General features: G+C 70.4%; 19 protein-coding genes. 9 read left to right on the forward strand and 10 right to left on the reverse strand.

Annotated elements, in window-relative coordinates; genetic code table 11:
• Window positions 1–152: 152 nt before the first annotated feature.
• Window positions 153–935: an FKBP-type peptidyl-prolyl cis-trans isomerase gene (locus tag KLK06_RS45170; RefSeq protein ID WP_214641914.1), complete on the reverse strand. Its 783-nt coding sequence runs from the start codon at window positions 933–935 to the stop codon at window positions 153–155.
• A gap of 102 nt (window positions 936–1037) precedes the next feature.
• Here KLK06_RS45170 and KLK06_RS45175 point away from each other — a divergent pair, with 102 nt between their 5' ends.
• Together KLK06_RS45175 and KLK06_RS45180 are read left to right on the forward strand one after the other, a co-directional pair.
• Complete coding sequence (locus KLK06_RS45175; protein WP_214641915.1) at window positions 1038–2081, forward strand: DUF2293 domain-containing protein; 1044 nt, start codon at window positions 1038–1040, stop codon at window positions 2079–2081.
• Window positions 2082–2092: 11 nt separating this feature from the next.
• The gene (locus tag KLK06_RS45180) at window positions 2093–2467 is read left to right on the forward strand and encodes an MmcQ/YjbR family DNA-binding protein (RefSeq protein WP_214641916.1); all 375 of its coding nucleotides are present in this window, start codon (window positions 2093–2095) and stop codon (window positions 2465–2467) included.
• An 11-nt stretch (window positions 2468–2478) separates the two neighbouring features.
• Here KLK06_RS45180 and KLK06_RS45185 read toward each other — a convergent pair whose 3' ends face one another.
• The 4 genes from KLK06_RS45185 to KLK06_RS45200 form a co-directional block, all read right to left on the reverse strand.
• Window positions 2479–3657 carry a serine hydrolase gene (locus KLK06_RS45185; protein WP_214641917.1) on the reverse strand — a complete coding sequence of 393 codons (1179 nt, stop codon included), beginning with the start codon at window positions 3655–3657 and terminating at the stop codon, window positions 2479–2481.
• A 120-nt stretch (window positions 3658–3777) separates the two neighbouring features.
• Window positions 3778–4974: a kynureninase gene (gene kynU / locus KLK06_RS45190; RefSeq protein WP_214641918.1), complete on the reverse strand. Its 1197-nt coding sequence runs from the start codon at window positions 4972–4974 to the stop codon at window positions 3778–3780.
• 4 nt (window positions 4975–4978) lie between these two features.
• Complete coding sequence (locus KLK06_RS45195) at window positions 4979–6100, reverse strand: ABC transporter substrate-binding protein (protein WP_214641919.1); 1122 nt, start codon at window positions 6098–6100, stop codon at window positions 4979–4981.
• A gap of 46 nt (window positions 6101–6146) precedes the next feature.
• A complete protein-coding gene (locus KLK06_RS45200) occupies window positions 6147–6944 on the reverse strand; it encodes a 2-keto-4-pentenoate hydratase (RefSeq protein WP_214641920.1) in 798 nt (265 codons plus the stop codon).
• A gap of 168 nt (window positions 6945–7112) precedes the next feature.
• Here KLK06_RS45200 and KLK06_RS45205 point away from each other — a divergent pair, with 168 nt between their 5' ends.
• From KLK06_RS45205 to KLK06_RS45220, 4 genes are all read left to right on the forward strand, one after another.
• Window positions 7113–7826: a dienelactone hydrolase family protein gene (locus KLK06_RS45205; protein ID WP_214641921.1), complete on the forward strand. Its 714-nt coding sequence runs from the start codon at window positions 7113–7115 to the stop codon at window positions 7824–7826.
• A 200-nt stretch (window positions 7827–8026) separates the two neighbouring features.
• Window positions 8027–8491, forward strand: a complete 465-nt coding sequence (locus KLK06_RS45210) for a VanZ family protein (protein ID WP_214641922.1) — start codon at window positions 8027–8029, stop codon at window positions 8489–8491.
• Window positions 8492–8642: 151 nt separating this feature from the next.
• Window positions 8643–9395 (forward strand): GntR family transcriptional regulator, encoded by a 753-nt coding sequence (locus KLK06_RS45215; RefSeq protein ID WP_308168736.1) that lies wholly within the window; start codon window positions 8643–8645, stop codon window positions 9393–9395.
• A 119-nt stretch (window positions 9396–9514) separates the two neighbouring features.
• Entirely contained in the window at window positions 9515–9754 is a 240-nt protein-coding gene (locus KLK06_RS45220; RefSeq protein ID WP_214641923.1) for a hypothetical protein, read from the forward strand.
• Window positions 9755–9974: 220 nt separating this feature from the next.
• Here KLK06_RS45220 and KLK06_RS45225 read toward each other — a convergent pair whose 3' ends face one another.
• On the reverse strand, window positions 9975–11024 hold the full coding sequence (locus KLK06_RS45225) for a hypothetical protein (RefSeq protein WP_214641924.1): 1050 nt from the start codon (window positions 11022–11024) through the stop codon (window positions 9975–9977).
• A gap of 147 nt (window positions 11025–11171) precedes the next feature.
• Between KLK06_RS45225 and KLK06_RS45230 the strand changes: the two genes are divergently transcribed.
• A complete protein-coding gene (locus tag KLK06_RS45230) occupies window positions 11172–11693 on the forward strand; it encodes a gamma carbonic anhydrase family protein (RefSeq protein ID WP_308168737.1) in 522 nt (173 codons plus the stop codon).
• Here the strand turns inward: KLK06_RS45230 and KLK06_RS45235 are convergent.
• On the reverse strand, window positions 11665–12567 hold the full coding sequence (locus KLK06_RS45235) for a hypothetical protein (protein WP_214641926.1): 903 nt from the start codon (window positions 12565–12567) through the stop codon (window positions 11665–11667). The genes KLK06_RS45230 and KLK06_RS45235 overlap by 29 nt on opposite strands.
• Before the next feature lie 62 nt (window positions 12568–12629).
• Between KLK06_RS45235 and KLK06_RS45240 the strand changes: the two genes are divergently transcribed.
• Together KLK06_RS45240 and KLK06_RS45245 are read left to right on the forward strand one after the other, a co-directional pair.
• Window positions 12630–14207, forward strand: coding sequence for a hypothetical protein (locus KLK06_RS45240; RefSeq protein ID WP_214641927.1), 1578 nt, complete (start codon window positions 12630–12632; stop codon window positions 14205–14207).
• Between the two features lie 214 nt (window positions 14208–14421).
• Window positions 14422–14583 carry a hypothetical protein gene (locus tag KLK06_RS45245; protein WP_175589978.1) on the forward strand — a complete coding sequence of 54 codons (162 nt, stop codon included), beginning with the start codon at window positions 14422–14424 and terminating at the stop codon, window positions 14581–14583.
• 109 nt (window positions 14584–14692) lie between these two features.
• On the opposite strand, the gene KLK06_RS45250 is transcribed toward KLK06_RS45245, so the two are convergent.
• The 3 genes from KLK06_RS45250 to KLK06_RS45260 are packed head-to-tail and all read right to left on the reverse strand — an operon-like array spanning window position 14693 to window position 16865.
• The gene (locus KLK06_RS45250) at window positions 14693–14974 is read right to left on the reverse strand and encodes a metal-sensitive transcriptional regulator (RefSeq protein WP_080044376.1); all 282 of its coding nucleotides are present in this window, start codon (window positions 14972–14974) and stop codon (window positions 14693–14695) included.
• A 29-nt stretch (window positions 14975–15003) separates the two neighbouring features.
• Window positions 15004–16071 (reverse strand): glycosyltransferase, encoded by a 1068-nt coding sequence (locus KLK06_RS45255; protein WP_214641928.1) that lies wholly within the window; start codon window positions 16069–16071, stop codon window positions 15004–15006.
• A complete protein-coding gene (locus KLK06_RS45260; protein ID WP_214641929.1) occupies window positions 16068–16865 on the reverse strand; it encodes a hypothetical protein in 798 nt (265 codons plus the stop codon). The genes KLK06_RS45255 and KLK06_RS45260 overlap by 4 nt, the downstream gene beginning before the upstream one ends.
• Window positions 16866–16993: the final 128 nt, after the last annotated feature.

Genomic DNA, 16993 nt, shown 5'->3' on the forward strand with positions numbered 1-16993 from the left:
CCGCCCAAGAACACCTTCGCGACCAAGAAACGTGACACTGCGCAACCAGCGAGCAAGGCAAGCTACAAGATCAAAATCATGAGGAAAGCACCCCCACCTGCGCAGATGTCTTAACTCACCGGCATTGGGTGTCAGGGCCGCTTTTTCGTGTGTCAGAGCACGTCCACGATGTCGACGACGTACAGCAGGGACCGGCCCGCCCCGGCGGGGAAGGCCACCCGGGCGCCCACGCGCTGGCCGGCGAGACCGGCCACCCAGCCGGGCGGCGCCGCCTCCGGCCCGAGGGTGAAGGCGCTGGGGCCGCCGCGGCGGTACGACGAGTCCACGACCCGGCGGCCCGGCCACTCCGCCGTGACGTACTGGACGATGACCTTCGAGCCCGCCCGGACCGGGGGGCCGGAGCCGCCGATGAGGACATGGGGCGAGCGGTCGTCGGGCACGTCCGGCAGGGGCCGCCCGACGAGGCGGGCGTCCGGCGGGTAGCCGCCGAGGACGTCGAAGACCAGCACCAGCGTCTCGGCCGGGCGAGCCCCGCCGAGCGGCAGCCCCGGGCCGTACGCCTGGGCCGCGGGAGCGATGAGCATGACCCGGCTGCCCGCCGTCCGGCCGATGAGCGCCTCGCGCCAGGAGTCCGGCGCGTGCCGGCCGTCGAAGACGACCTTGGCGGGCCGCTTGGCGTCGTACGTGTTCGCGTACGGCCGATTGCCCGACCACCCGCGGACCTCGACGTCCGCCAGCACCACGTCACCCGGTATGGTCCGCCGCCCGCTGCCCGTCGACAGCACCGTCACCCGGGGCACGCGATCCGGCTCGCCGGCCGGGATCGTGATGACCGGCCGGTCGCCGAAGTCCCCCGTCACGACCGGCAGCCGGTCCTGTCCGGCCAGGTCGCATGCGGTGAGAAGCCCGAGCACGGCGAGCCAGAGCAGGCGCACGATTCCCCCAATATCCTGATCCGCCGGATTACTTACCGCGACCGGCGCGAGGAATGCGTCCGACCGCGTCATCTCCCGGCAAAGGCACGAGAGACTGGGGTGATGAGCAAGCCGAATCTGGCCCGCAGGGTCGCGGACGCCGCCGAGATCGCGCTGGCCCACCGCAAGTACGTGACGTTCATCGACGTGGTGACCGGCCTGCGCTGGGTGCACTCGCGGCACGTCGACACCTGGCGGCAGGGCCGCGCCGCCACGCTGGCCGAGCTGGCGCCCGTCGAAGAGGACCGGCTGCTCACGGCCGCCGCGCTGCTGAAGGACTGGGCGACCGCCAAGGGGCTGCGGCCGGTGGAGACCCCCTATGTCTCCGGCAGCCGCGACCGCCGCGAGCTGCGCTTCACCGCCGACCACGCGCAGGAGGCGTTCCGCGTCCACTGGCTGTCCCCCGACCTCAGCGAGGCCCGGGTGCGGCAGCTCACCGAGCGGCAGAGCAAGGCACCCGATCTGGTGGTGGTGGCCCCGCTCAACGCCTGGACGTGCGCGACCTGCGGCGACACGGGCCCTTATCTGATCATGGAAGAGGACGTGCCCCACTGCCTGACCTGCGCCGACATGGACCACCTGGTCTTCCTACCGGCGGGCAACGCGGCGCTCAGCCGCCGGGCGAAGCAGGAGAGCTGCCTGTCGGCGGTGGTCGTCCAGTTCAACCGGCGGCGCAAGGTCTACCAGCGCCAGGGGCTGCTGGTCGAGGAGCACGCGATGGCGGCGGCGGAGGAGCGGTGCCTGGCCGACGAGGAGGTGCGGCTGCGCCGCCGCGAGCGCGACCGGGAGCGCCGGGCCGACCAGGATGTCGACTACCAGGCGCGGATGGCGGCCGAGATCGCCAGGCTCTTCCCCGGCTGCCCACCCGAACGGGCCCAGGAGGTGGCCGCCCACGCCGGCCAGCGGGGCAGCGGCCGGGTCGGGCGCTCGGCGGCGGCCAGGGCGCTCGACGAGAACGCGATCACGCTGGCCGTGGTGGCCTCGATCCGCCACCTCGACACCGACTACGACCGGCTGCTCATGTCGGGGGTGCCACGCATGGAGGCCCGCGACCTGATCAGGGAGCGGATCGACGCCAAACTGGCCGAGTTCCGGCGCGTTCGGTAGCGTCCGTAGGCATGGACGACTGGCACGACGTACGAGAGCGACTGCGGGTGTTCGCTCTCGGGCTGCCGGAGTCCCACGAGGACCACCCGTGGGGCGAGACGGTCATCAAGGTGAACAAGAAGGTGTTCATCTTCCTCGGCATGGAGGAGCGGACCGAGAAGTGGGACCCGTCCTTCTCCGTGAAGCTGCTGTCCGAGGCACGCGGCCACGCGCTGACCGTCGAGGGGGCCGCCCCCACCGGCTACGGGCTGGGCAAGGCCGGGTGGGTGACGGTGCCGTTCCTGGCCGAACTGCCCGAGACCGAGGTGCTGATCGACTGGGTGGAGGAGAGCTACCGGACGATCGCGCCGAAGCGGGCGATCAAGCTGCTGGACGGCGAATCGTAGCCGGGTTCACTTCAGAAGGCGGCCAAGGCGATGGCGAGAGATCGCTGGTTCTGGCCGGAGCTCTTGGCGTCGGTGGAGTTGATCGAGTAGGCGAGCGTGCGGCTCAGGTCGCGGGTGGCACCGATGCCGGCCGCGCTGCCCCACCTGGCGCCGGTCTTGCCGTACGCCACGAGGCCGCCGGGCAGCACCATCCTGGCCAGGCCCGAGGTGTAGACGGCGTCCCCCTTACCGCCGAACATCGGCACCGGCGGCACCGTGAACATCGGCTCGAGCTGCGCGGGGGGCACGATCTTGCCGCTGAAGAGCGCCTTGACGAACTTCTCCAGGTCGGCGGTGGTCGAGATGAGGTCGCCCGAGGCCCAGGTCGAGGTGACACTGGTCTCGGTCATGTTCACCACGTAGCCGTCGCCGTACTTGACCGCGCCGGGGAAACCCTGAGGCACGGTCTGGTAGCCCTGGTTGTGCCGGCCGCGGATGCGGACCGAGGTCCCCGGCAGGTAGCTGCCGGTCATGCCGACGGGCCGCAGGATCCTGGTCGTCACCTCGTGCTCGTAGGAACGCCCCGTGACCTTCTCGATGAGCAGCCCGGCGACGAACGTGTTGGTGTTGAGGTAGTGCTGCTGCGTGCCGGGGGTGAACTCGATCGGGTTCTCCACCGCCTTGGCGACGTACTCCTCGGGCGTCCACTTCTGGAACCGGGTGGCGTAGATGTCCGCGAAGTCATCGCTCACCTGGGGCGCGGGCAGCCCGCTGGTGTGGTTGAGCAGCTGGCCGACCTTGACGGCCGGGTAGTCGGCCGGCAGCAGACCGGGCAGGTACTCCTGGATCGTGGCGTCGAGTGACAGCTTGCCCTCGGCGACGAGCTGGAGCACCACCGAAACGGTGAAGGTCTTGGTGACGCTGCCCGCCCGGAAGCGGGCCCCGGCCTTGGCGGACTTCTTCGTCCGCAGGTCGGTCACGCCGGACACGCCCTGCCACGAGCCCGTCGAGCCGCTCACCCGCACGTCCGCTGCGGTGGCGTCGGCGACGGGCAGGCCCTCGATGCTCTTCCGCAGCGCGGCCTCGTTGATCGGCGGCACCTCGACCTGGGCGACTACCCGCGTCCCCGCCAAGGCGTGCGCCGTCGCGGCTTGGGTGGTGGCGGTGACCGCCAAGGCGAGGATGAGAGCGGCGGCATGCGTGCGCTTCATGGATATCTCCAGGTGAGAGGCGAAATTCGACTGCCTCGATCCTGTCGATCACGCGCCCGACCCGGATCGCCGACGCGGGCGATCTTCCGTCTCCCTCCTGCGAGGGAGGTACTCGGTCGCTCAGGTGACCGCGAGCCGCTGGGCGTACCTCTCCTCCCGCCAGAGCTCCTTCTCCAGCACCTCGGCCAGGACGGCGGCGGCGTCGTACACGTCCACGAACCGCGTGTACAGCGGCGCGAAGCCGAAGCGGAGGATGTCGGGCGCGCGGAAGTCGCCGTGCACGCCGCGGTCGATGAGCGCGCGCATCACCGGGTAGCCGTCGGGGTGGTAGAGGCTCACCTGGCTGCCCCGCCGGACGGCGTCGCGCGGCGAGGCGAGCTCCAGGGCGTCACCGACCAGGTCGACGAAGAGCGAGGTCAGCGCGACGCTCTTGGCCCGAACCTGGCGCATCGGCACCCGCTCCCACACGTCGAGCGCCGCCTCCAGCGCCGCGAACGACAGCACGTGCGGGGTGCCGACCGCGAACCGCCTGATCCCCTCGGCCGGCCGGAACCCGGGCTCGAACGCGAACGGCTCCGCGTGGCCGTGCCAGCCGGGCAGGACGTTCTCGGCGACGGCCAGGTGGCGCGGGTTGACGTAGAGGAACGCGGGCGCGCCGGGACCCGCGTTGAGGTACTTGTACGTGCAGCCGACCGCGAAGTCGGCCATCGAGACGTCCACCTCCATGGCGCCGACGCTGTGGCACACGTCCCAGACCATCAGCGCCCCCGCCTCATGCACCCGCGCGGTCACCGCAGGCACGTCGTGGCGGGCGCCGGTGCGGTAGTCGACCTCCGACAGCAGCACCACGGCCGCGTCGTCGAACCGCCCCTCGGCGAAGTCGCGGACCTCGTAGCCGCCCAGCATCCCGGCCAGCCCTTGGATCATGTAGTGGTCGGTGGGGAAGTTCCGCACGTCGGAGACGATCACCCGCCGGTCGGGCCGCAGCCGAACCGCGGCCGCGACCGTCTGGTAGACGGCGATCGACGTGGTGTTGCCCACCACGACCTGGCCGGGGCCCGCGCCGATGAGCGGGGCCAGCCGGTCACCCGTGGTCAGCGGCTGGTCGTACCATCCCGCGTGGTTCCACCCGCCGACGAGCTGCCCGCCCCACTCGTCCTCGACCGCCTGCCGCACCCGTTCGGAGGTACGCCGGGGCAGCGCGCCGAGTGAGTTGCCCACCAGGTAGACGACGCCCTCGGGCAGCACGAACTCGTCCCGGAAGTCCCTCAGCGGATCCTCGGCGTCCAGGGCGAGGCAGTGGTCGCGATCCAGCATGCGGCTACTTCCTTTCTGGGGGAATCGTGGCGATTACCCGGTTCACGCCATTCTGATACTGACGGGCGTACCAGTTCTGCACCGGGTTGTGCGTCGTGGCGTCGAGCCGGAACGTGCCGCGCGGGCTGGCCAGGTCGCCCACCCGGCCGAGCGCCGTGGACAGGTCGCCGCCCAGCCCGGCCGCCCGGTCGATGAGCCGCATGGCGTCCCAGCTCTGCAGCGCCACGGCCGACGGGTTCCGGCCCGTCTTGGCCTTCCACCTGGCCACGAACGCGGCGTTCTCGGGGGTGGTGAGCGCCGGTGAGTAAAGGCCGACGCTGGTGATCCCCTCGGCGTCGGTCCCGATGGCTTCGAGCACGTCTTCGTCGGTGAGGTTCTGGCAGGTCAGCAGGTTGATCTTGGTGTCGTAGCCGAGCTGCTTGAAGGCCTTGGCGAACGTGACCGCCTCGCCGCCCGCGTAGAAGGCGTACAGGAGCTTGGCGTCCGGCGGGATGCGCCTGAGGTAGGGCTCCAGGTCCTCGGACTTGCCGTACGGGGTGAGGATGCGCTTGAGCGGCTTGACGCCGTACCCCTGGGTGAAGCCGTCGAGCGTCTGAGTGCCCCCCGAGTAGTCGGAGGCCATCAGCACGACCCCCGCCTTGCCGTACCGCTGGGCGGCGTACCTGCCCGCCGCGTAGCCGTGCTCATGGTTGGTGAACGACACCCGGAAGACGCCGGGCCCGCCCAGCTCGTCGGCCCCGGCGTTCGCGATCACCACCGGCGTGCCGGCCGCCTCCTTGACCACCGACACCGCGACCGGTGAGGAGATCAGGCCTGTGATCACGTTCGCCCGCTCGCGCGCGATGAGCCACCTGGCCTGCTGCTGCCCCTTCTCCGGGTTGCCCGCGTCGTCGGCGACGATCAGCTCGGCCGGTCTGCCACCCAGCTTGCCACCGTGCTCCTCCAGGTAGAGGTGCATGGCCGCTTCCATGTCGTCGCCGAGCGTGGCGTAGACCCCGGTCTGCGAGATGATCGCGCCGACCCTGAGCGTGGGATCCGGCTCCGTCTCCAGCGCGGGCGAGACACCACAGCCCGCGGCCACCAGCACCACCACCAGTCCGAGCACCGGCCCGCGCATGGGGATCATCGCGACGATCGAGGGGTGGGTCCCGGCCGGCGCGCCCCGCCCGGCTTCACGGCGAGAACACCGCCCGCACCGACCCCAGCCCGTCGATGTGCGCCTCGAAGTCGTCGCCCGGCTCGACCGGCACCACGGGCCCGAGCGAGCCGGTCAGGATCACGTCTCCCGCCCGCAACGGGTAGTCGGTACGGCCGAGCCGGCCCGCCAGCCACACGGCCGCGTTGAGCGGGTGGCCCAGGCAGGCGGCGCCCGAGCCGGTCGAGACCTCCTGGTCGCGCCGCGTCATCGTCATCGCGGCCCGCCGCAGGTCCAGGCCCATCAGCGAGGCAGGCGTGCTGCCCAGCACGAACGCGCCCGCGGAGGCGTTGTCGGCGATCGTGTCGGCCAGCGTGATGTCCCAGTCGGCGATGCGCGAGTCCGCGATCTCGATGGCGGGCAGCGCGAACTCCACCGCCCTGATCACGTCCGCCACGGTGAAAGGCCCGCCGATCAGGTCGCGGCCGAGCACCAGCGCGACCTCCGCCTCGGCCCGCGGCTGCAGGAACCGCTCCACCGGCACAGGAAGCCCATCGAGGTACGACATATCCGCGAAAAGCATGCCGTAGTCGGGTTCGTCGATCCCGAACTGCTTCTGCATCAGCGGGTTGGTGACGCCGATCTTCCTGCCGACCAGCCGCCGTCCCTCGTCCAGCGCCCGCCGCGTGTGGATCTCCTGTACGGCGTAACCCTCGGCGGCGGTGCTGATCATGTCCCTGACGGGAGCACACGGCTTGCCCAAGCGCACGGCCTCGGCCAACCGCTCTGCGGCGTGGACGCGGGCGTCTGTCGCCGCTGACCATTCGTCATGCATCAGGCTGCTCCAGCTTCATCGTGATCGTCGTAGGTGGGGAGTGGACCGGGAACGTCTCTCACATCGTCTCTTCCGATGGCTTCACGCGCCATGTCGTACGTACCCGATCTGCGCCTTCCGGCCACGCCATCGATGCGCTGACGGCCGCCGATGGCCATCCTTGACTACATGCAGAAGCGCATCGACCGCATCGCGGCCCACGACGGCTCCTTCGACGTCCATATCTGGCTCCCCGGCACCGGCACCGGCGGGGGCCCCGGCATCCTGCTCATCCAGGAGATCTACGGCGTCGGGCCGTACATCGCGAAGGTGGCGGAAGAGCTGGCCGCACTCGGATACGTCGTGGCCGCGCCCGACCTGTTCTGGCGGCTCCAGCCCAACTGGATCGGCGAGCACACTCCCGAGGGCACGGCCGCCTCGATCGAGCTGGCCGCCCGTTTCGACCTCCCGCAGGCCGTGGCCGACTGCGCGCTCACCCTGGGCCACCTGGGTGAGCTGCCCGAGGTGACCGGGGGCCTCGGGGCGCTCGGGTTCTGCCTGGGCGGCTCGGTGGCGTACCTGCTGGCCACCCAGACCGAGCTCGGCGCGGTGCTGGCCTTCTACGGCTCGGCCGTGCCCGAGGCGGCCGGGCTGATGGAGCGGATCGGCTCGCCTCTGTTGCTGGTGTTCGGGGGCAGCGATCCGTACATCCCGCGTGATCAGGTGGCCGTGGTCGAGCAGGCCGCGGCGGGCCGGGACAACGTGCTCATGCACGTCGAGGAGGAGGCCGGGCACGCCTTCCACAACAGCGAGTCGCCGATGTTCCACCAGCCGGAGCCCGCCGCGCGGGCCTGGCGGGTCGCGCGCGACTTCCTCGCCGAGCACCTGCCCGCGCGCCCGTAGCCGGCCACCCGAGCACCCGCCCGCGTGCTCGCGTGGCCGAGCACCCGCCCGCGCGCCGGCCCGTAGGCACCTGTCCGGAAGGACAGCTTCCCGTACCACTGGACGGTCGCCATCATGGTCCGATGGCTCGGACGTGGGATTTATGGGGAAACGTCATTATTGCTGGTACTTTTGCGCTGCCGCTGGCCGTACTGGCAATCTTGCTCCTCGCCCGTCACCGCGCCCGAGCCGGCCATCCGGCACCCCTCCGCACCGCCCTGGCCGACGTCGGAATCGCCGTCGGCACCGCGCCGTGGGTGTGGATGATCCTCACTCCGGCAGGGGGTCCGGCCGGGGTCAGCCTTGTGCCGTTCAGCGACCTCATCGACGTGGTCAACGCCCCTTGGGAGACCGTCTTGGTGCAGGTGGGGGGCAATCTGCTGGTCTTCGCGGCGCTCGGCGCGCTGCTGCCCGTACGCACCGCGCGGATGGCCTCGACGGCCCGCGTCGCCGCCGTCGCGGCGGCCGCCTCGATCACCGTGGAGGCGCTCCAGTACGGCCTGCGGCTGGGCCGCCTCTCGTCGATCGACGACGTGATCGTCAACACCTCGGGCGCCGTGCTCGCCGCGCTGATTACTCGCCGCTGGTGGGCGAGCCGAGTAGTGGCCGGAGCCGTTCCACGATAACGGTCCGCTGAAACTCGGCCGACTTCATCACACAGGCATGATGCGCTCAAAAGAAGCTCGCAACCATCCCCCGTATCTGTGCGATCGTGGACAAGACGGGGCAAGTTCTCTGGAGACGCCAAACCCGGTTGGTGACAGAGGGTGGTCGAACGTGTCTGAAGTCCCGGTTCCCCACGAGCCCCCGATCTATCGACGCATCGCCGACGGTCTCCGCTCCCGGATTCTGTCCGGCGAACTGCGCGACGGGGATCGGCTACCGGGCGAGAACACGCTCATGGCCGACTACGGGATCGCCCGCGCCACCGCCAGGCAGGCGCTCGCCGTACTGATCAACGAGGGGCTGGCGGTTCCGAAGCGAGGCTCGGGGGTCTACGTGCGACTGTTCAAACCAATCCGGCGGCACGGCGCTCGCCGGCTCTCACGCGAGCAGTGGGGGCAGGGGCACACCATCTGGGACGCCGACACCCGCGGCCGCCCCTTCACCGTGGACGAGGTGGAGGTGGCACGCGAGCCGGCGGCCGAGGAGGTCGCGGGCGTCCTCGACAGCGGCGAGGTATGGGTACGGCGGCGCCGCTACTCGGTCGACGCCCGGCCCGTGCAGCTCGCCACCTCCTACTTCCCCGCCCGCCTGGTCGAGGGCAGCGCCATCACCTCCCTCGACACGGGGCCGGGAGGCGTGTACGCGAGGCTGCGCGATCTCGGCCTGCCGCCCGCCCACTTCACCGAGGAGGTGCGCGCCAGGATGCCGGGACCACGCGAGACCGGGCTGCTCGGCCTGCCCGGCGGCACTCCGGTGATCGTGATCACCCGGACCGCCTACACCTCGGCGGGCGTGCCCGTCGAGCTCAACGAGATGGTCCTGGACTCGGCGGCGTACGTACTTCAGTACGACTTCGACGCCTAGGTCAAGCAGAAATGTCAAGCGATAGGTTGACCTGTCCCTTGCGATCATTGCCTTCTCTAGAGATGTGACGGACCCTTCAAGGAGATGGAACCTCGCGTGGGTCCCGGAGGGATGATCAGATGTCCTTTGACCGGCATCTAGCCGACATCGCCCGGGAGTTCGCGCAGTGGACCATCTGGCGGAGCGACGCCGGCCGTTGGTGGGCCACGCGACATCACCCGCTCAGCGCGGCGCAGCGCGATGCCGGGTGTGCGATGACCATCGACGCCGACGACCCGGAGGGCCTGCGCGAGCAACTCCGGGACCAGGAGAGCAGGGCCGGCGAGCACAAGCCGCGAGCCGGTCCGGCGCCTCCGTGATCGTGTCGCGGCGGACCGTTCCTGCGGTACGCCGCGGACGCGCGCGAGCAGCCCGGTGCCGGGTCCAGCGTCTCGGCGGCTCCGGCACCGGGCCCCCATAGGGGCCGCGATCGCGGAAGCCCCCGACCCGATCGGGGGCGGGGGCTTCCGCCCGTGGGACGTGAAAGGGCCCCGCCACATCGGGCGGGGCCCTACCTGCTTGTCGGCGGCCGTTCGACGCTTAGCGGCGGACGTCCGACAGGCGGCCGATGATGTCGACGTCCGTGTCGTCGGAGACGGGGCGCGCGACCTCCGCCGTCCGCTCGGCCGGGCTGTCCTCGACGATGACCCGCACGTCGTCCTGCGGAGCGGGCAGGTGCTCCGGCTCCTCGACCACAACCTCTTCGACGACGGCGTCCTGGACGACGGTGTCAGCGGGCTCCAATGGGGCGGGCTCGGGCGAGCCGGCCGGCTCGATGACGAGCGGGCCCGCCTTGCTCTCGGTGTGCATGAGGTCGCCGAGCACGGAGCTGATCTCGGTCAGCCTCCGCACGACCTCCGTGTGCGTGTTGCTCAGGTATTCGACGCGCCGGCCCGCGTGCTCGTCGAGCGACTCGGCCCGCTGCCGCGCCGACTCGAGCGTCGACTCGGCCTCGGTGCGAGCGCTCGTGAGGGTCCGCTCGGCCTCCGAGCCGGCGGACTCCAGGAGCTGCTCGGCCTCCTGCTTGGCGGAGGTGAGCACGCTGTCGGCCTCGGCCCGCGCCTCCCGCAGGGTGTCCTCCGCCTCCGTGCGCGCGCTGGTCAGCTTCTCCTCGGCGTCGGCGCCCGCCTGAGCCAGCATGCGCTCGGCGGCCCCCGTCGCCTCGCCCACGCGCCGCTCGGCCTCCGACTGAGCGGAGGTCAGCATGTTGTCCGCCGTCTCACGCGCGGAGGTGACCAGCCGGTCGGCCTCCGACTTGGCGGCGTCACGCACGCTGACGGCCTCGGCCTCGGCGTCTTCCTTCTTGGCGGCGGCTTCCTCTTCCCCCAGCCGGAGAATCTGCGCCAGCCTGGGGCTGAGGTCCTCGTAGCTCTGCGGCGCCTCCACCATGCGCCGTCTGGCCTCCGCCAGCTCGACGCGGCCCTGCTCGGCCTGGTCGATCGCCCGCGCCAGCCGCTCTTCCAGATCTCGGACTTGGTTACGGGTACGGATCATGTAGTCGTGTACCTGACGGCGGTTGTAGCCGCGCATCACGACTTCGAAGGTGTCCTCTTGCATCAGATCGGGAATGCTCTCGTGCTGGTTTGTCATGGGGGTTACCTAAGGGTTTGCGTGAGGCGGGGGAAACCGGCAGCTTGTAAGGGTCTGGCGACGAGACGTCAGGAATCGACTTTCCTGCCATCTGCCCACGTCCGCAACCGGAACACCAGACCTCGGCCGGGAATTACGATGTGACGGGTGTACATCGCTGCATTGGACAACGGGGCAGTCCCGGACATTCATCCCGAGGCGTACATCGCGCCAGGCGCCGTCGTGGTGGGCAGGGTGCGAGTGGGCCGGGCGTCCAGCATCTGGTACGGCTCCGTTCTCCGGGGTGACGACGAGCGAATAGAGATCGGCGAGGAGTGCAACGTACAGGATCTGTGCTGCCTCCATTCTGACCCGGGCGAGCCGGCGATCTTGGAGCACCGGGTCAGTCTCGGCCACAAGGCCATGGTGCACGGCGCCCATGTGGAGTCCGGAGCGCTGATCGGCATCGGCGCGATCGTGCTCGGTGGCGCCCGCATCGGCGCGGGCACTCTGGTCGCGGCCGGCGCCCTGGTCGGGCCGGGCAAGAAGATCCCGGCCGGGGTGTTGGTCGCCGGGGTGCCAGGAAAAATTGTGCGCGAGCTCACCGACGACGACCGGGCGAGCTTCGCGAACACGCCGGACAACTACATGGCCAAGGCGCTCAGGCACCGGACGGCGTCACCACTTTGATCAGGACGTCGTCCGGCACCGACGCGGTGTTGAGCGGGTCCACGTAGTCGGGCAGCTCGGGCCGGAGAAACCGGACGAAGTCGACGGTCATCTTGAGGTCGGGCGTGCCTTTGACCTGTTTGGCGTTGCCCTTGGAGGGGTCCTTCTTGAGCGCGCCGTAGCTGTCCCAGTCGGTGTAGGCGGTCATGCCCCACTGCAGCACTTCGGGCAGCTCCGAAGGCCAGCGCCCGCCGACCTTCCAGGCGCCGCCGTCCTCCTTGTACAGGGCCACCGCGAGGCGCCCGACCCTGGCCAGGACGAGTTCCACCCAGCCACTCTTGATCTTGGTTTCGTGCGGCCCGGAACTGCCGTCCTTGGTGTACGTCATCTCCAGCCGGCCGCTCTCGTCGGCCGTGCCGGTGGTGACCGACATCCAGTTCGCCTTCGCGTACGAATTGGGCACCCTGGCCATCAGGCCGCCGAGCGAGAACTTCCGCGTGGGCTTGACGCCCTTCTTACCCTCGACCTTGAGCCGCGCGTGCATGACGATGTCCCCGGCGAGTTCCTGGTACACGAACGGGCCGCGGAAGCCGTCGAACCAGGCGGAAACCTTGGGCTCCAGGTATAACGAGCCCTTGGCGGTCGTGTTCACGTCGAGTTTGGCGATCCGATCGAGATCCTTTTCGGTCTCGCTCAGCTTGCTCCACACCGACAGACCGGTGGCGGCGGCGAACTCGTCCGACGCCGAGCCCACCTCTCCCCCGGGCGCGGGCGGTGCCGCGTCCTTCAGGGTCAGCACGCCGGGGCCGGTGGGGGTCGGCTGCGCCGAGGTCGCCGTCCCGCACCCGGCGAGCACGCCCACGACCGCCAGAACCCCAGCCATTGTTGCCCTCATGGCGGACATTCTGCCGTGTAAAGCCCATTGTCGATTCCGATCGGACCAGTACGATGGCCGCCGTGCGCTCCTGGAATGCGTTCACCGCCGTCGAGGCGGAGGTCCGCGCGATGGTCGCGGACCCGCGCTGGCAGGGGCTTCCCGTGCCCGTACGCGCCCAGGTGATCGCGGCCAGGGCCCTGGTGACGCCCGAGGGCGACAGATGGCTGTTCGGGACGCACGCGCGCTGGTATCTGCACGATCCCGCCGACGGCCGCTGGCACCTCTCACCGCCGCCCAGAGACGCTCTTACCCGCAACGCGGGGCACCCCGCCGCGGTGCTGCCCGCCCGGGTGATACCGCGCGGGCCCGACTTCGCCGCCGAGCCCGGCTCCACCCAGGCGTTCGTCGGCCCCGACGTGCCCCACGCGCTCACCGACCGGATCCGGCTGCTGCTGCGGGGCGAGGAACGCCGCTCCGAGCGCGACTACCCGCTGAGCGCCTTCAACGAGATCTTCGCCAGAGACGTGCCGAGCACGGTCGCCGCGATCTGGGGGACGATCATGTGGTGCGCGTACGCGCCCGCCTTCGACGGCAACGAGCGGCTCATCACGGCCTTCGGCGAATATCTGCGGCGGCCGCTTCCCGGTGACGAGTGGGTGCGCTGGCTGCCCGCGCCGCCGCTGCTCGACCTCGTCACGCTCGTCTCCGAGCGGCTGCGCGCGGGCCACTCCCGCGCCGCGCTCCGGCTGGCCGCGATGATGGCCGACACGGCCCAGATCCTGCTGTCGGACCCCCGGTTCAGGCCGCGCGCGCTGGCGCTGCTCACGATGGTGGAGCCCACGCTCAGACAGCCCCACCTGGACGACCGCGCGGCCCTGCGCGACGACCACACGGTACGGCAGGCGTGGCTCGACCGGCTGCCGGAGCGGCTGGGCAGGGCGGTGCTGGTGGAGACCGATCCCGAGGCGCACTTCCGCCACACCGTGTACGACCTGGTCGAGGCGCTGGACTTCACCACCGAACCGTCCCGGGCGGCGGCCGCCTTCCTGGCGGACCTCTCCGACTCGCGGGGGCTGCTTCCCGGGTACCTGGACCACCGGTTGCGGCGGGCGTACGACGAACTCGCCAAGGCGGGACTGACGAGCACCTCGGCAGCGGAGACCACCCAACCGGAGGGCTTCCCCACGCGGACACCACCGCCCTACCCGTGGCGCGCCGACCCACCGGAGACGGGCGCCTACGCGGTGCCCTCTTCGTGGACCGGGGTCAGCGACCGGGGGAACGCTCACGCCATGCCGGAAACAGGCGCTCACATGGTGCCGGGGACGGGCACCCACGGCGCACGGCAGCCGGGCGCCTCTGGCGCGCCGGAAACAGGCGCTCACGCCGTACCGGAAACGGGCGCTCACTTGGTGCCGGGGACAGGCGCTCATGGCGTGCCGAGGGCGGCGGCGTCTGTGCGGGAGGAGGCGCGGGCGTCAGGATCCGGTGTTGAGCCGCCCGATCGGGCGGCGGCGGCGGCCGTGCTGGGGGCCGCGTACGCCGTCGGGCTGGCGTGGGGGAGGCTCACGGGCGCGCGGGTGCCGGAGCGCGGGTTCGCGGGAGCGGCGGCGCTCGTCCACCGCTTGATCCCAGAACGCGATGACATGCACTCCTAAACCACTAATACCGCTATTTCACCCTAACCCCGCCTATAGCCTTCTAACACTTGAGACAACGCACCATTAGCTGAATTGTGATCTCGGATTCGGGAAATGATCCCCATGGGGCCCAGGTGGCGTTCAAAGGAATGACTCCGATGGGCCATGTCGCCCGCAGGGCCCCCGCCGTAACCTCGTAGAGGGTGTGGGCTGCGGAAGGAAGGACGACGCGGTGGGGCACGATGACCTGGACTCTCGGGTCCACGACCGTGTCGCGTTGGACGAGATTGCGCTCTACGCTGAGGTGCTCACCGCCGTCGCTATCAGTGAGCGGCGGCTGACCTTGGACGAGCTCGACGACGCGCTCGGATTGCGGACTTCGGCGAGTCGCTGAAGACCATCACTAATGACCTAGTCCCGGATCCCCAAGGGGTCCGGGACGGTGGTTTCCGGGGATGGTGCACTACCGCACAACATAACTAGTTAGGTGCGCGCGCTGTCTCCTACGAACGGACGAGACGCGCGATCGCCGCCGACGCTTCTTTGACCTTCGCCTCCGCCTCGGGCCCGCCGGTGTTGATGGCGTCGGCCACGCAGTGCGAGATGTGCTCCTCAAGCAGCCCGAGAGCCACCGCCTGCAGCGCCCGCGTCGCCGCGGACACCTGGGTCAGCACGTCAATGCAGTAGGCGTCGTCGTCGACCATCCGCTGCAGACCTCTGATCTGCCCCTCGATCCGCCTGAGCCGCGTCAGATATGCCTGCTTGTCTCCGCTGTACCCATGCATGCTCCTACGGTACCCGTAACCCGTATCAATCAGCGGAGGTCGCTGAGCAGCTTCTCCCACTGCTCGCCCACTTCAGCCGCCTCGTGCCGGATGGCCGTCTCCAGCGCGCCCGCGGCCAGCGAACGGCGCCGGCGCTCGTCGTCGATCAGCGCGAGCAGCGCGGCCGCGAACAGCTCCAGCCCGCCGTCGCCCTCCGGCACCAGCACCCCGTTGTAGCCGGTGGCCACGAACTCGTTCGGCCCCCTGGCCCCGTCGAAGGCCACCACCGGCACCCCGCAGCCCATGGCCTCCAGCACGGACATGCCCAGATCGGCGGTGCGTGAGGTGTTGGCCACGATCGACGCCTTGGCGAACTCCCCCGCCAGGTCCGGGGTGACGCCCATGAAGTAGACGTGGTTGTGCAGGTCGAGCTCCCGGACGAGCGCGCGCAGCCGCCGCTCCTCGGGGCCCCCGCCGTACAGTCTCAGCCGCCAGTCCGGCCGCTTGTCGGCGACGGTGGCGAACGCCCTGATCAGCCTGTCGTACGCCTTGGGGGGCTCCCACCTGCCGCCCGCCGCGACGATGCGGTTGTCCATCCGCGAGCGCGGCCACGGCCCGCTGGGAAGCGCGTCCGGCACGACGTGTACGGGCGCCCCTTCGCCCAGCAGCCCGCGCCACTCCTCCTGCGCGCTGTCGGTGGCCGTGACGACGGCGTCGAGACGCGGATAGTAGCGCTGGACGGGCCCGAGTATCGCCGGACGCGCCCACTCCCTGGCGAGCCTGAGCGTCTCCCGTGGCGCGTGCCTGGCCGCCTGGACGCTCAACCCCGGTCTGGTGGTGATGAGGACGTCGGTCTTGAGGTTGCGCAGCACCCGCCACAGCGCCACCTCGGTGCGTACCTGCCCCCTCGGCAGCAGGTGCCTGACCCCGGGCCGGAGGTCGACCACGGAGCGCATGGCCACCTTCGGGCCCACGGGGAAGAAGGGCTTGTCCTTCTGCCGCCGGAGGCTGATCACCTCGACGTCGTGGCGGTCGGAGAGGGCGGTGGCGAAGTTCAGGGTGGAGCGCACGTCGCCACGCATGGCGTACGCGGACGAGACGAAGATGCTGACCTTCACCTGCCCACCTCGATCCGCAGCTCGTCGTCGGCGGTGTAGGCGGGACGGACGGCCACCCCGTCGACCCGGGCCGACGGGTAGTGCAGCCGGCGGCGCTTGCCGTCTATGTCGTCGAGCCGGGCGCCCAGCATCATGGGCGTCGGCACGCCCTCGACCTCCAGCGACGGCTCCCAGACGCCCGAGGACTCCGAATCGGCCTCGACCACGTCGACCAAGGAGAACGCGGCGTGGAAGCGCACCCCCTGCACGGTGGCCACCGTGCGGATGGTCGTCCCGGCGGGCTGCTCACGCTGGAGCGCCAGCCTGGCCTCGTGACGCGAGTCGTCGTCCTCGAGGCCGGTGTAGGCGAGCAGACCCATCACCTCGAACCGGCCCTCCCTGAACCAGATCGAGCGCACCTCCGCCGCCGGCTCGGCGTCGGCTATCTTCAGCGCCAGGAAACCGTTGCGCGTGCGATAAGAGCGATAGGCGAGGGTCCGCTTGCACAGGGCGTAGGCGTCGAGGTGGTCGAGTGAGAAGCCCGGGTCGATGCTGCGCAGCCGCGAACGTTTGCCGTCGCGGCGCAGATAGGCGTCCCAGCGGCCGGGGCTGAGCATCAGCGGCGCCAGTGACACCGCCAGGCTGGCCTCGCGCGTCCTGGCGCCCGGCGTGCCGAGCAGCACGTCACGCTCGACCCCCGTCGTCCGGTGCCTGAGCACGAGCTCGGTGCCTTCCCTCAGCGGCTCCTCGATCGCGAGTCGCAGGGAGAGCACGTCGGCGAGCGTGACTTCCGCGTCTGTGACGACGACGCGCATCACGAGCCCCCTCCCCGTCGAATGAAGCCATGCGACGTTGAGGTTACCGTGATTTTCCCGTTATGTGGATGGCAGTTTTCCTCCACTCGGCCCTCCTGACGTGCGGAACTCCTCTACAAGCCCTGTAG

Origin of the sequence: Nonomuraea sp. NEAU-A123, from assembly GCF_018603905.1 — a bacterium.
Classification (GTDB): domain Bacteria; phylum Actinomycetota; class Actinomycetes; order Streptosporangiales; family Streptosporangiaceae; genus Nonomuraea.